The 14,202-nt window shown below is 73.8% G+C and carries 5 protein-coding genes; 1 reads left to right on the top strand and 4 read right to left on the bottom strand.

Annotated features, from left to right (window positions below; translation table 11 throughout):
• The first annotated feature begins 151 nt into the window (after window positions 1-151).
• Complete coding sequence (locus AQJ67_RS48625; RefSeq protein WP_208615008.1) at window positions 152-1,603, top strand: polysaccharide deacetylase family protein; 1,452 nt, start codon at window positions 152-154, stop codon at window positions 1,601-1,603.
• Here the strand turns inward: AQJ67_RS48625 and AQJ67_RS20015 are convergent.
• Genes AQJ67_RS20015 through AQJ67_RS20000 form a run of 4 tightly spaced genes read right to left on the bottom strand, consistent with a single transcriptional unit; the run spans window position 1,578 to window position 14,038 of the window.
• Window positions 1,578-3,350 (bottom strand): fatty acyl-AMP ligase, encoded by a 1,773-nt coding sequence (locus AQJ67_RS20015; RefSeq protein WP_062720349.1) that lies wholly within the window; start codon window positions 3,348-3,350, stop codon window positions 1,578-1,580. The genes AQJ67_RS48625 and AQJ67_RS20015 overlap by 26 nt on opposite strands.
• The gene (locus AQJ67_RS20010) at window positions 3,343-3,609 is read right to left on the bottom strand and encodes an acyl carrier protein (protein WP_062720348.1); all 267 of its coding nucleotides are present in this window, start codon (window positions 3,607-3,609) and stop codon (window positions 3,343-3,345) included. Before AQJ67_RS20010 ends, AQJ67_RS20015 begins: the two co-directional genes overlap by 8 nt.
• Window positions 3,606-6,527 carry an aldehyde dehydrogenase family protein gene (locus AQJ67_RS20005; RefSeq protein WP_062720347.1) on the bottom strand — a complete coding sequence of 974 codons (2,922 nt, stop codon included), beginning with the start codon at window positions 6,525-6,527 and terminating at the stop codon, window positions 3,606-3,608. The genes AQJ67_RS20010 and AQJ67_RS20005 overlap by 4 nt, the downstream gene beginning before the upstream one ends.
• Before the next feature lie 14 nt (window positions 6,528-6,541).
• Entirely contained in the window at window positions 6,542-14,038 is a 7,497-nt protein-coding gene (locus tag AQJ67_RS20000; protein ID WP_062720346.1) for a type I polyketide synthase, read from the bottom strand.
• Window positions 14,039-14,202 lie beyond the last annotated feature (164 nt).

The raw sequence follows: 14,202 nt of genomic DNA, 5'->3' as shown, positions 1-14,202 counted from the left end.
CGAACAGGGGCGGATCGGGCATGGGCCGGATTGTTCAGGGTGGCCTGGCGGGTCGCTGAAAAATGGCTCTGACCTGCACGATCCATGACCAGAACGACCGTGGAGCCCCGTCGGCGGCGCCCGGACATCCCTTCAGTCAGGTTCTGGTCCCATGCGTACTCACCCCCTGTTCCCCTCGCTCGTCCTGCTCGCCGCCCTCTCCGTCACGGCGGCCTGCTCGCCGGGAGCGTCCGGCCCCTCGGGCGCGGCCACCGCGTCCGGTGACGCGCGGCCCGGATCGGCCACGCCCTCGCCCGGCGGCAGCGTCGACCCGTCGAAGATCAAGGGCCTGGAGATCGTCAACGACAGCAGCGAGCAGAGCTCCTGCCCCTTCGCGACGAGCTACCCGGGCGTGCCGGGTGCCGAGGCCATGACCGCCGTGATGAAGAAGGAGGTGGAGCGGCGCCTGGCGGACTTCCGCGCGGGGACGTGCGAGGGCGACGCGGGCAGCGCGGAGAGCCGTGAGCTCAACATCAGCCACCAGTTCCTGGTCGCCTCCGGCGACGTCCTCGGCGTACGGCTCACCACGCAGGACCACAGCGCCGCCGCGTCCGGGCTGTCGACCAGGACGTACTGGTACGACGGCAAGACGGGTGCCTACGCCACGCCCCTCGACCTCGTCGCCGAGGGCTCCCGGGACGCCTTCGTCGACGCGCTGAAGGACCGGCTCGACGGACGCGAGGGCGTGGACGCCGCCTCCCTCGACGGCCTGTTCTCCGATCCGGCCGCCCGCGCCGCGGCCCTGCACGACATGTCCTTCACCACCGAAGGCGCACTGCGCGTGGCCTTCGACCGCGGCGAGGTGGGTGCCCCGGCCGCCGGGGCCTACGTGGTGACCCTTCCCCGCGCCACGGTCACCCCCTGGCTGTCCGGTTTCGGGCAACGCGCCCAGCGGCAGACCGTACGGCCCGACAGCTCACTGGACCTGGGCGCCTCGCACGTCCCCGAACCGTCGGTGCCCACCCACACCGCCTCCGGCGACGACGACACCGACTGCAAGAAGGCCAAGTGCATCGCGCTCACCTTCGACGACGGGCCGGCGATGCCGGAGACCTCGACCCTGCTGACCTACCTGGCGCGGTACAAGGCACGCGCCACCTTCTTCACCGTCGGCCAGAACGTCGCCGCCCACCCCGACCTGGTCCGCGCCGCATCGCGTGCGGGCATGGAGATAGGCAACCACTCCTACAGCCACCCCGACCTCACCAAGCTCACCCCCGAGCAGGTCGCCTCCCAGCTCAACCGCACCAGCGCCGCCATCGAGGCCGCCACCACCGGCCGGACCCCGACCCTCTTCCGCCCGCCCTACGGCGCCATCAACGCCACCGTCCGGGGCGCCACCCGCCTCTCACCGGTGCTGTGGGACGTGGACACCGAGGACTGGAAGTACCGCGACGCCGACAAGGTCGCCCGGACCGTCATCGACAAGGCCCGGCGCAACGACGTCGTCCTGATGCACGACATCCACCCCACCTCGGTCGCCGCGATCCCGCGGATCCTGCGCACGCTGACCGCCCGCGGCTACCACTTCGTCACCGTCAGCCACCTGCGCGCGACCCTGTGACCAGGCCGGGCGGCAGATCGCAGTGCAGGGCGCCGAGGCGGCTCGCGCGCAGCTCGTCCCGGGTCCGGGAGCGCTGGATCTTGCCGCTCGTGGTCCGGGGCACGCTCATCGGACCGACGACCACGACCTGGACGGCAAGGCGCAGTTCCTGGGCCAGACGCCGCCTGATGAGGTCGGCGAGGGCGGCGGGCGTGCGGCCGTCGAGGTGGAGCGGGCGGACTTCCTGGACCAGGACGATGTGCTCGTGCCCCGACGCGTCGGGGAGGGTGAAGGCGGCGCAGGGGCCGGTGGCGGGGTCGGCCGACTCGCCGACGCGCTCGATGTCCTGGGGGTGGATGTTGCGGCCGTTGGCGATGATCAGGTCCTTGGCGCGGCCGGTGACGAAGAGTTCGCCGTCCTGGAAGAAGCCGAGGTCCCCGGTGCGCAGAAAGGGACCCTCGCCGTCGGCCGTCATCGCCGCGAACTGCCCGGTGGTCGCCTGCGGATCCCCGAGGTAGCCGTCGGCCACGCTGTCCCCGGACACCCAGATCTCACCGATGTGCCCCTCCTTGAGGGGATACGCGGTGTCGGGGTCGACGATCCGGACGTCGGCGCCGACAGGCCGACCGCAGCCGACGAGGTCCACGCCGTCCGGTGCGGGCACGGCCTGACCGGCCTCCAGCGCGCCCCGGTCGAAACGGCCCACGGTCGGCCCCGCGCCGCACGGCGTGCCGGTCACCATCAGCGTCGCCTCGGCCAGGCCGTAGCAGGGCGCCCAGATGTCCGGGCCGAAGCCGACCGGGGCGAGCCGGCGTGCGACCGCGTTCAGGACCTCCGCGCGGACCGGCTCGGCGCCGTTCAGCGCGAACCGCAGGCAGTCGAGGTCCAGGTCCGGGTCGAGGTCGGTGAGCCGGGTGTTCTTGAGGCTCCTCAGCAGCCAGTCGTACCCGAAATTCGGGGCGAACGTGTAGAAGGCCCGGTACCCGCTGATCATCCGCAGCCACAGATCCGGGTGGGCGACGAAGGACACCGGCGAGCAGAACACGAGATTGCCGTAGCTCGCGAGCGGGCTGAGCAGCATGCCGACCAGACCCATGTCGTGGTAGTGCGGCAGCCATCCGGCACCGGTCGGCGACGGATCGAGGCGGAGTTCGTCCAGGACGGGTGCGGGGGTGAGCAGCTCCCTGATCGACAGCAGGTTGTGCAACAGGTTCCCGTGGGTGATGACCACACCGCGCGGCTCACTGGTCGACCCGGAGGTGTACTGGACGTAGGCGGTCGCCGACAGCTCCAGCGCGGCCGGCGACCAGGTGCCCGGGTCCGGCAGCCCGGCGCCGTCCGTGGCCAGGCACCCGGCCGGCGGCGCCGGGTCGAGACCGGCGAGCCAGGCGGCGAGGGCGGGCTGGTGGGCGGCGTCGCTCAGGACCAGGCCGACCTCCGCGTCGCGGATGATGCCCGCGGCGCGCGCCAGGGCCCGACGGTCGGTGTCCGGGAGGGGAGCCGGGACCGCCACCCGCCCGGAATACAGACAGCCGAGGAAGACCGCGAGGAACTCCAGGCCCGCCGGGTACATCAGCATGACGCGCGCTCCCGGCGGCGTACGGTCGGCCAGCCACGCTCCCACCGCCCGGGCACGGGCGTCGAGCTGGGCGTAGCCGAGGCGTTCCACCTCGACGAGCTCGCCGCGCACGCTGTCCACCCGCGCGTACCAGCGGGTGTCGCCGAGGATCCAGGCCTTCTCGCGCAGGAACCGGACGAGTTCACTCACCGCCGGCCCCGAGCCGCCCGGACAGGGCCTCCTCGACGTACGAGACCACCGAGCCGACCGTGTGCAGCTCCCAGGCGACCTCGTCGGGGACACGCACCCCGAACCTCTCCTCGGCGACGACGGTCAGCCGCACCAGGACGAGCGAGTCGAGGCCCAGGTCCGCGACGAACGCGGTCTGCTCGTCGACCAGTTCGGGGTCGACGTCCCCGAACTCGGCGAGCATCCCCTTCAGTTCGTCCAGGATCTCGGAGCGCTTCACCGGACGGCTCCCTTGCGCGGTACGTCCCAGGCGACGGGCAGGACGCTCAGCCCGCGTTCGAACATGCTGGGCCGCCAGCGCGGCGTGCCGTCCGCTCGCAGGCCGGGCAGTCGGCGCAGCACGGTGGTGACGGCGGCCTCGGCCGTCATACGACCGATATGGGCGCCCAGGCAGTAGTGGGCACCGTGGCCGAACGCGAGGTGGCCCGGCGCGGTGCGGTACAGGTCGAGGCGGTCGGGGTCGGGGAAGCGCGCGGGGTCCCGGTTGGCGGCGCCGAGGCACAGGAACAGGGAGTCGTCCGCGGGGACGGTCACCTCGCCGAACTCGACGGGTTCGAGCGTGCCCCGCCAGCTCGTGAACGGCAACGGGCTCTCGTAGCGGAGCAGTTCGTTCATGCCCGTCCCGATGAGGGTGGGGTCGTCACGGAGCGCGGCGAGCTGGTCGGGGTGGGCGAGCAGCGCGTGCAGGCTGTTGCCGACGCTGTTGATGCTGGGGTCCTGGCCCGCCACGAGCATCATCATGACCTGGCCGTGCAGTTCGTCCTCACTGATCAGACCGTCCTGGTCACGGGCCCGGACCAGCAGCGAGATCAGGTCGTCGCCGGGGGAGCGGCGCTTCTCGGCGACGGCCGCCCGGACGAAACCGTCGACCTCGTGGGCGAGCGCGGCGACATACGGGACGTCGTTGTTCCACTCGGCGGTACGCCAGATCATCGCCCGCAGATGGTTCATCTGGGGCGGTGTGGCGCCGAGGACGGAGAACAGGACGTTGCCGCCCAGCGGATAGGCCACCGCGGCCATGAGGTCACCGCGGCCCCGGTCCGCGATCCGGTCGATCCGGGCGTCGACGATGCGCTGCACCCGGGTGCGCCACTGTTCCTGCCGGGCGGGCGTGAAGAACGGCCGCATGACCGCCCGCAGTTCGCCGTGGCGCGGGTCGTCGCTCTCCAGCAGATGCACGAACAGCCGCTCCCGCAGCTCGGACGGCCAGTGCCGCAGCCACATCAGACCGGCCGGGACACGCTTGCTGTCACACGTCACCCGCGGATCGGTGTGCGCGGCGCGCACGTCGTCGTAGCGGGTCAGCAGCCAGCCCGGACCGTCCGGGCTGATCACCCGGCTCACCGGACGGTGCTCACGCAGCCAGCGCAGCGTCGGGTACGGGTCGTGGTGGAACGCCTCGGTGAACGGCGCCGGCAGCCCACCGGGCAACTCCTTGGGCGGCCAGCCCGGCGGGTACTCCCGGACGGCCTCCACCCTCGGCCGCGGCAGCGCCGGGACGTACGGGACGGCCGCCTCGGCAGGCGGCGCGGACCGGGCGACGGACACACCCTGGAGGCGGCTGGTGCGCAGCATCGGGTAGTTGAGCTCGCCGAACCGGTCGCCGCTCAGGCCCGGCCCGCCGTGGTTGGACAGGAACGGGACGCCCGCGAGGTGCGAGTCGTTCACCCGCAGCTGCCCGCAGGAGCGGACGTCCCGGACGAACCGGTCGATGACCTCCTCGGAACGCGTCCACAGGGAGTTGCGCAGTCCGTAGGTACCGGTGGCGACGAACGACACCATCTCGGTGAGGAGTTCGGCGTCGTCGCCGACGGGGTGGGGTACGGCCAGCGTCAGCAGCGGGAAGAACGTCTCGTACCGCACCGAGCGCAACTCCCGCGCCCGGCCGAGCCCGTCGACCCGGACCAGCGCCGGCTCCGCGAAGACGGCGACGTCGCTGTCGTGGCCGTGGACGTCCAGATGGCGTCCGCCGGCCAGCACCCGGGCGCCCGCCCGCCGGGCGTCGGCGAGGGTGGCGTCGTACCCCGCGGTGTTGGGTGTGGCGGCCAGCACCACCCCGGGGTCGTCCGGGAAGCCGGGTCGCAGTGCCCTGACCCGCTCGGTCAGCCGGTCGGTGAGCTCGTCGGCGATCTCCGGGTGGACCAGCGCGACGTTGGGCGCGCAGCAGATCTGGCCGCTGCCGTGGTACGACTCCATCAGCGCCGCCACGGCCCGGTCGAGCGGCGCGTCCCGCCAGACCACGACCATGTCGTTGCCGCCGAGTTCCAGGACCGGCTTCTTGCCCGCGGCGAGACACGCCCGCTCCAACTGCTCGCCGCGGATCGAGTCGCCGAAGTACAGCACGTCGTCCACCAGGGGGCTGGCCAGCCACGCGTCCAACGCCTGGGAGGGGTCGGTGCACAGCGCCGACAGCACGCCCGGCGGTGCGCCGACCTCGGCGAGCGCGGGCACGGCGATCCGTTCCAGCAGGTACATGGCGGCGATCGGCGCGTGCCGGGACAGCCGCACCACCAGCGCGTTGCCGGCCAGCACCGACTGGAACGCCGCACCGACACCCAGCGCCGGGGTGTTCTGCGGCGGCTGCACGCACACCACACCGTCCGGCACCCGGCGCAGCACCACCGACCGGCCCTCGGCCGTGTGCCGGCTCTCCATCTGCCGCAGACACCACTGGGTGGTCTCCGGGCCGAAGAAGGTGAGGAGGTCGGCGACCTCCGTGCGGGCCAGCCGCACCGGATGCCCTTCGTCCACCAGCAGCCCCGTCAGGGTGTCCGCGTGTTCCCGCAGCCTGGCGCGGAACGCCTCGGCGAGTGTCGCGCGCCGGTCCTGCGGGCTGCCGCCCCACTCGCGGGCCGCGTCCCGTGCGGCGCGCAGCGCCGCGTCGAGGTGGTCGGGTCCGGCGAGGGCGCAGCGCCCCAGGATCGTCTCGGGGTGGGCGTCAGGGGTCATACGCCCGCTGTTGAGCGCGTTGCGGTAGCAGGTGGCGCCGACGGGATCGTCGATGAGCGCGCTCGCGCGGATCGCGTAGACCCAGTCGGTGGGGTCGGGGACGGTGGCGCCGCCGACGAGCGGGCCGAAGCTGAGCATGCCGTCGGCGCGGTCCGTCGCCGGGCCGTCGGTCTTCTGACAGGTCACCATGGCAGGCCTCTCTTTCAGCCGTTGGCGGTGTCGGTGGTGCGGACGCCGAGGCGCAGCAGCACATGGCGGGCGAGGTCGGTGAGGGTGATGCCGCCCTGGAGGAGTTCCATGGGCGGGATCTCGACGTCGAGGCGTTGCCGCAGCCTGGTGAGCAGTTCGGCGGCCATCAGGGAGTCGACGCCGTGGTCCTGCAGCGGCTGTCGTGGATCCAGGCGGGTGACGTCGGTCTGGAGGATCCGGGCCAGCAGTTCGGCGAGTGTGGCGCTTACGGCGTGGAGCGCCTCGTCCGCGGCGAGTCCGGCCAGGGCGGCCACGAGGTCCTGCCGGGAGTGTCGGCCGAGTTCACCGTCGGCGGGCAGCAGGGCCGCGAAGCGGGGTGCCGCCAGGGTGGGCAGCAGGGTGCGCAGCCGGGACCAGTCGTAGCGGCCGACACCGGCGACGGGGGCATCGCACGACGCCAGCGTCTCCAGGGCGTCCAGCGCCTCGCGGGAGCCGACCGGCGCGGTCCCGAGGGCCTCCATGGCCGGCGCCAGGCCCTCGCGGACGATGTGGCCGTGGTCCCCGAGGGCGCCCCACGCGACGGCGAGCGTCGGCCGCCCGGCACCGTGCCGTCGTCGGGCCAGCGCTTCGGCGAACAGGTTTGCGCCCACGTAGGCGGACTGCTTGATGTTCCCGACGGACGCGGAGAACGAGGAGTACAGCCAGAACAGGCCCAGGTCGCGCTCCCGGGTCAGCGCGTCGAGGACCACCGCGCCGGCCACCTTGGGGGCCAGGACCGCCCGGATCCGTTCGTCGGTCAGTTCGGTGAGCGGCGCGTCGTCCAGAGTCATCGCCGCGTGGACGACTCCCGCGAGCGGATGCCCGGTGGCGTCGACACGGCCGATCACCTCGGCCATCGCGTCGGCGTCGGTGACATCGGCGGCGTACGGCGTGGCCGTCACACCCTGTTCGGCCAGGTCGGCCAGCACGGCGGCCGCTTCGGGACCGTCGGCACCGCGCCGGGAGACCAGGGCGAGACGGCGGGCCCCGCGCTCGGCGAGCCGGCGGGCGGTGGCGGCGCCGAACCCGCTGAGCCCGCCCGTGACCAGGTAGCTGCCGTCGGGGTCGAGTGCGGGCGGCTCGGGCCGGGTGCGGACGGGAACCGGGCCGTCCTTCGGGTCTAGGCTGACGACGACCTTCCCGACGTGCCGCGAGTGCTGAAGGAGCGCGAACGCCTCCTTGACCCGGGCCGCCGGGAACACCGTGTGCGGCAGCGGCCGGTAGCGGCCGTCCGCCACCCGCACGGCGATCTCGGCGAGCAGCCGCCGTCCGGCCACGAGTCCGGCCTCGTGGTTCAGCAAAGCGGTGACGTCGACGCCGAAGAACGCGATGTTACGGCTGAACGGCCGCATGAGCAGCGGCTTGTCGGCGTAGATGTCCCGCTTGCCGAGCTCCACGAACCGGCCGCCGGGCCGCAGGATCTCCAGGCCCCGGTCGATGGCCTGCCCGGCCAGCGAGTTGACGACCACGTCGACCCCGCGCCCGCCGGTGATCCGCAGCGCCTGACCGGCGAAGTCCAGGGTGCGGGAGTCCAGTACGTGCGCGACGCCCAGGGCCCGCAGGAGGTCGCGCTTGGCCGGGGTGCCCGCGGTGGCGATCACCGTGGCACCCACCAGGCGGGCGTACTGGATCGCCGCCAGCCCGACCCCGCCGGCGGCGCCGTGCACCAGTACCGTCTCCCCGGCCGCCAGCCGGGCCAGGTCGCGCAGCGCGTAGTGGACCGTCAGGAAGGCCACCGGCAGCGTCGCGGCCGCCGCGAGACCGAGACCGTCGGGCACCCGCACCACGGCTGACGCGGGCGCCACCGTGTGCGAGGCCAGACAGCCCGGCACGACCGCGCACACCCGGTCGCCGACGGCCAGACCGTGCACGCCTTCCCCCACGGCCGTGACGACCCCGGCGCATTCGAACCCGGGACCCTTCTCGCTGGGCCCGGCTTCGGTGGCCTCCGGCGGCAGCAGCCCGGTCGCCTGCATGATGTCCCGGTAGTTGAGGGCGGCGGCGCGCACCGCGATCACCACTTCGCCCACCCCGGGGGCGAGGGGCCCGGTCCGCGTCCAGACCGGCTCGTACGACAGCCCGGGAGCGCCGATCTCCAGGGCGAAGGGCTCGTCCCCGCTCGGCACGGTGTGCTCACCGCAGGGGAGTTCTCGTTCCCGGGGGACGAATCGGCCGCCCGAGGTGAGCACGATCTCGTCCTCACGTCCCGCCGCGCCGGTGTCGTCGGCGGACGGGGCGACGGATTCCAGCAGTTCGAGGGCCAGCCGGTGCGCGTCGGCCGCGGGGTCGCCGAGGCGCTCCAGCGACAGCCGGGTCACCCGCAGGCCCGGGTTTTCGTTGGCCAGGGTGCGGGCCATGCCCCAGACGGCGGCGTCCTGCGGTTGGGCGGCCCGTTCGGGGGCGGGCAGCGCGCCGCTGGGCCGGGTCACCAGCCACAGCGCGGGTCGGCTGCCCTCGGGGAGGTCCCGGCAGGCGGCGGCCAGCGAGCGCAGGACGGCCGCACGGCGCACGGCCTGGTCGAGCACGGGCTCGGGGTCGGTGGGCGACTCACCGAGGATGAGCACGACCGTCGGGTCACCGTCCCCGGCGAGCACCGAGGTCCAGGCCGCCGCGTCGACCCGCGCGGGCAGTACCGGCACGGACCGCGTTCCGCCGCCGGTCAGCAGTGCCGCGAGGTGCTCGGCCGGCTCCGTCTCCGGTCCGCTCTCGGTGGCCACGATCCACCGGGTGCCGTCCTCGGGTCCGGCCACCACGGGCCGGGCGGTCCGGTACACGGGTGCCGAGGCGAGCAGCACCGAGGCGGTCTCGTCGGCCGACTCGATGGCGGCACCGAGGCAGACGACGTCCGTGAGGCCGCCCGCGTTCAGCACCTCGGACCACTGCTCCGGGAGCAGCAAGGGTGAGTCCGGCCGCTCCTCGTCGTCCTGACTGAAGAAGCTGTCCAGCAGGCCGAAGAACGGCAGCAGATAGTCCGTGTCGTGCGTCTCGAAGGCGAACAGCCGGCCGCCGGGCGCCAACAGCCCTCGCACCCGGCGCAGGGCCGCGCGCAGATCGGCCGCGGTGTGCAGCGAGTTGGCCGCGACGACCAGGTCGTAGGCGCCGTCGGGGAAGCCCTGCTCGCCGGGGTCGGTGTTCAGGTCGAGCGGGCGGTAGTCGACGAAGGGGTGGTCGCCGAAGCGGTGCCGGGCGCGGGCGAAGAAGCCCGCTGAGACGTCGGTGAAGTGGTAGACGGCGCGTTCCGGCGGCAGCAGCGGGAGCAGGGCGGCGGTGGTGCCGCCCGTGCCCGCGCCGATCTCCAGGATCCGCAGCGGCCGGTCCTCGGGCCAGGCCCGCACGACCTCCGCCATGAGCGCGGCGAGGATCCCGTTACGGCCCCGGCAGGTCGGCGAGAGGTCGTAGAACTGCTCCAGCGCCTCGCGTGAGCCCTGGTCGGTGAGCAGATGCAGGGCGTCCTGGGCGCCGCGCAGCACGTCCGGCAGATGCGTCAACTGGCGGACCGCCAACTGCACTTCGGCACTGGCGGCCGGGAAGTCCAGCGGCAGCCGGCACAGCAGGGGCGCCGGGCTGGCCGTACCGGTCAACCGCCAGTTGCCAACCTGGCCGAGGGCGGCCAGGCCGTGCCGGGTCATCAGCCGGAGCAGGGCCCGCGCCGACCGGTCGTGTCCGGGGAGCATGCCCTCTCGCACCAGGTCGGCGGGCGTGAACTCGGCCACTCCTGCGGGCAGCAGGTCCGCGAAGGCCGCCGCGGCCACATGGGCGGTGACCTCCTTGAGCCGGACCAGGAAGTCGCCGGACCGTACGGAACGCGCGTCGGCCCGCGCCGCGTCGACGCTGCCCGCGACGGCGTCGGCGAGGTCCTGGTTGCCGGGCAGTGGTGAGGGCGCGGCCGGCCGACGGAGACGCGGCGCGGCACGCAACACGGTCTCGTACCGCTTCGGCGCCCGGTCGGCAGGGCCGGGCAGGCGCCGCATCCGCACCCCGTCCAGTTCGACGGTGACGCTGCCGTCCGGGTCGGTGACGCAGATGTCGAAGCGGAGTTCGACGGCGCCGCGCGTGCGGTCACGGACATGGATCAGCCCGGTCGGGGACGGGCTCCGCCACACGCGTACGGCTCCGATCGAGGCCGGCAGCCAGGCCTCCCCGGCGTCCGCGCGGGCGGCTGCGAGCGGCACGCACGCCTGGAGGGCACCGTCGAGCAGCGCCGGATGCGCCACGTACGGGGCGGTGCCGGACGTGTCCGTGGTGTGGCGGTAGGCGGCCAGCACCTCCGCCTTCCCGAGGTGCAGCCGCACGAGCTGCCGGAACGCGGGACCGTAGTCCAGGCCGCTCGCGGCCAGTTCGCGGTACAGGGCCTCGATGTCGACCCGGCGCGTGCAGCGGGCGCGCACCCCGGCCGCGTCGACCCGCACGGGCGCGCGGCCGATCAGCTCACGGACCCGGCACCGGGCGTGCGGCCGGGGCTGGGTGCCGTCGGCTTCGGCGCCGTCCACGGCCTCGGTGCTGGTGACGGAGACCCTGCCGTCGTCGGACGAGAACGCGAGCTGCATGCGGACGTCCCCGGCCCTGCTCCACGGCACCACCAGCGGGCGGCTCACCTCCAGCCAGGTCAGCTCCACCGGCCCGTCCAGCACCCGTCGCCCGGCGGCCAGGGCCATCTCGACGTACCCGGTCGCGGGGAACAGCACGGATCCGGCCACCTTGTGGTCGACCAGCCAGGGCACCAGCGCCGGTTCGACGGGCCCCTCCCAGGCGGGCTCGGCCGTCGGCAGCCGCTCGCCCAGCAGGGGGTGGTCCAGCCGTCCCGTCCCGCTGCTGATGACCCACTGCTGCGGGGTGCCGCTCCAGTGCCGTTCCCGCTGCCACGGGTACGCGGGGAGCTCCGCCACCCGGGCGGGACGGGGGAACCAGCGTGTCCAGTCCGTCTCCGCCCCGGCGGCGATCAGGGCCTCGATTGACCGGCGCAGCGCGACCGGCCCCGTCATGTCGCGGCGCAGGGTGGCGAGGACGGCGATCCGGTCGGGTCCGGTGGCGATCCGGCGCAGATACGTCCGCAGCACGGGATGCGGGCCGACCTCCAGCAGCACGTCGACGCCCGTGTCCAGGGCGTGCCGGACGGCGGCGGCGAACCGGACCGGCTCGCGGACGTTGCGCCACCAGTAGTCGCCGTCCAGGCCGGAGTCGGGTACCGGGCCACCGGTGACCGTGGAGATCAGGGCGTCGGTGTCGCCGCGCGGCTCCAACCCGTCGAGACCGGCGGCCAGTGGGGCCCGGACCCGTTCCATGACCGGGCTGTGGAAGGCGTAGTCGAGGTCCATCAGCCGGAAGAACACCTCCCGGGCCGCCAACTCGTCGCCCAGCGCCTTGAGTTGGTCCACCGGACCGGCGAGCGTCACGTCCCTGCCGCTGTTCACGGCGGCCACGACCAGGCGCGGGTACGCCGACAGGACCTTCTCCGCCTCGGCCGACGACATCCCGACCGCGGCCATCCGGCCCTGACCGGCCGTCACGGCCTGGGCCCGGCCGCGCTCCACGACCACCCGGGCCGCCTCCTGAAGCGTCAGCGCGCCGACGGCGTACGCGGCCGCGACCTCCCCGACGCTGTGCCCGAGCGCGACCGCCCACCGCACGCCCCGCTCCCGCAGCACCGCCGTGATCCCGGCCTGCACCGCGAACAGCAGCGGCTGCGCCACCTCGGTGGCCTCCAGCCCCCACTCGTCCGCGGCCCGTCGCAGCGCCGCGGCGACCGACCAGCCGAGCCGGGGCGCCCACGCGGCGTCGACCGCGTCCACTTCGGCCCGGAACACCGGATCGTCCAGCAGGTCGGCGGCCATCCCGGCCCACTGCGAGCCGTTGCCCGCGAAGACCAGCGCGACCCGGCCGCGCTCGACCGCCTCACCTGTCGTGGCCTCGCCCGTCACCTGTTCGCCGGAAAGGATCCGCGCGGCTTCGCGTGCCGTCGAGGCCAGCGCCACCTTGCGGTGACGGTGCCTGGCCCGGCGCAGGCCGGCGGTGGCCGCGATGTCGTAGAACTCCGACGGATCCTCGGACGTGGCGGTCGTCAGCCGGACGGCCAGCCGCCGGGCCGCCTCCTCGGCCGCCCGCGGGGTGCGACCGGAGGCGATCACCGGCAATTCGGCCGCCGCCTCGACCCGGGCCCGGGGCCCGGAGGCAGGCGCCGGGCCGACGACGACATGGGCGTTGGCCCCGCCGAACCCGAAGGAGTTGACGCCCACGAACCGCCGTCCCACCGCGGCCGCAAGCGGACGCGCCCGCTCGACCGGCTCCAGCCCCAGCCCGGCGAAGTCGATGCCGGGGTTGAGCAGCTCCAGGTGCAGGGAGGCGGGGATCGTGCCGTACCGCAGCACCGCGAGGGCCTTGAACAGCCCCGCCATGCCCGACGCCGGCTCCAGATGACCCACGTTGGACTTCACCGAGCCGATCGGCAGCGGCCCCACCGTCCGCGCCACGCCGAGCGCCCGGCCCAGCGCGGCGCACTCGGCCGGATCGCCCGCCTGGGTGCCGGTGCCGTGCGCCTCCACGTACACCACCTCGTCGGGCGCGATCCCCGCCCGCTCGTACACCCGCCGCAGCAGTTCCTCCTGCGCCCGCGCGCTCGGCAGGGACAGCCCGGCCGTGCGCCCGTCGCAGTTGCTGCCGGACGCGGCGATCACACCCTGGATCCGGTCCCCGTCGGCCACGGCGTCGGGCAGCGGCTTCAGTACGACCACACCCGCGCCCTCGGCCCTGACGAACCCGTCCGCGTCCGCCGAGAACGCCGCGCAGCGGCCCCGCTTCGACAGCATCGACGCCTGGCTGAACCCGACGAAGCCGTTCGGGTTGAGCAGCACGTTGACCCCGCCCGCGAGCGCCACCCGGCTGCCGCCCGACGCCAGTTCCCGGCAGGCGCGTTCCACGGCCACCAGCGACGACGAGCAGGCGGTGTCGATCACCATGCTCGGCCCGCGCAGGTCGAAGAAGTGCGACAGCCGGTTCGCGGCGATCGAATGGGCGCCGCCCGCCATGGAGTAGGCGTTCATCCGCCGGGGCTTGGACATCTGGAGCCCGGCGTAGGAGAAGTCCGAGATGCCGATGAACACGCAGGTGTCGGAGCCCGCCAGTGTCGCGGGTTCGATCCCCGCGTCGTCCAGCGCCTCGACGGCGGTCTCCAGCAGCAGCCGGTGCTGCGGGTCCATCTGCGCCGCCTCCCGCGGCGAGATCCCGAAGTAGTCCGCGTCGAACTCCGCGAGGTCCGTCAGGAACCCGCCTCGGGCGGTGTACGACTTCCCCGGCCTCGCCATCTCCGTGTCGACGAACCGCGCGGCCTCGAACCGGTCCGCAGGGACCTCACCGACCAGATCGCGCCCGGCCTCCAGCGCCTCCCACAACCCGGCCAGATCCACGATCCCGCCGGGCAGCCGGCACCCCAGTCCCACGATCGCGAACGCGTCCGCGGCGGACGAGTCCCCCACCATCCCCACACCCCAATTCCGTAACCCTGCGTGAGCGAGCGAACAGGTGGTCACATCGAACGGTGACCGCTGCCGGGTATCGCGGAAGTCAGCCCTGGTGCGGAACGTGGCGGGAGTGGGAAACCGGTGGTCAGCGACTGGTCACGCACTTCGGAAGGCACAATGAT

It is taken from the genome of Streptomyces caeruleatus, from assembly GCF_001514235.1.
Classification (GTDB): Bacteria; Actinomycetota; Actinomycetes; order Streptomycetales; family Streptomycetaceae; genus Streptomyces; species Streptomyces caeruleatus.
The sequence above is the reverse complement of the archived record's forward strand: the minus strand, read 5'-3'. Positions and strand labels throughout refer to the sequence as shown.

Bases quoted from the DNA above. Each gene is read 5' to 3' on its own strand.
- AQJ67_RS48625 (WP_208615008.1), top strand. From the start codon at position 152: ATGCGTACTCACCCCCTGTTCCCCTCGCTCGTCCTGCTCGCCGCCCTC.
- AQJ67_RS20000 (WP_062720346.1), bottom strand. From the start codon at position 14,038: ATGGTGGGGGACTCGTCCGCCGCGGACGCGTTCGCGATCGTGGGACTG.
- AQJ67_RS20005 (WP_062720347.1), bottom strand. From the start codon at position 6,527: ATGGTGACCTGTCAGAAGACCGACGGCCCGGCGACGGACCGCGCCGAC.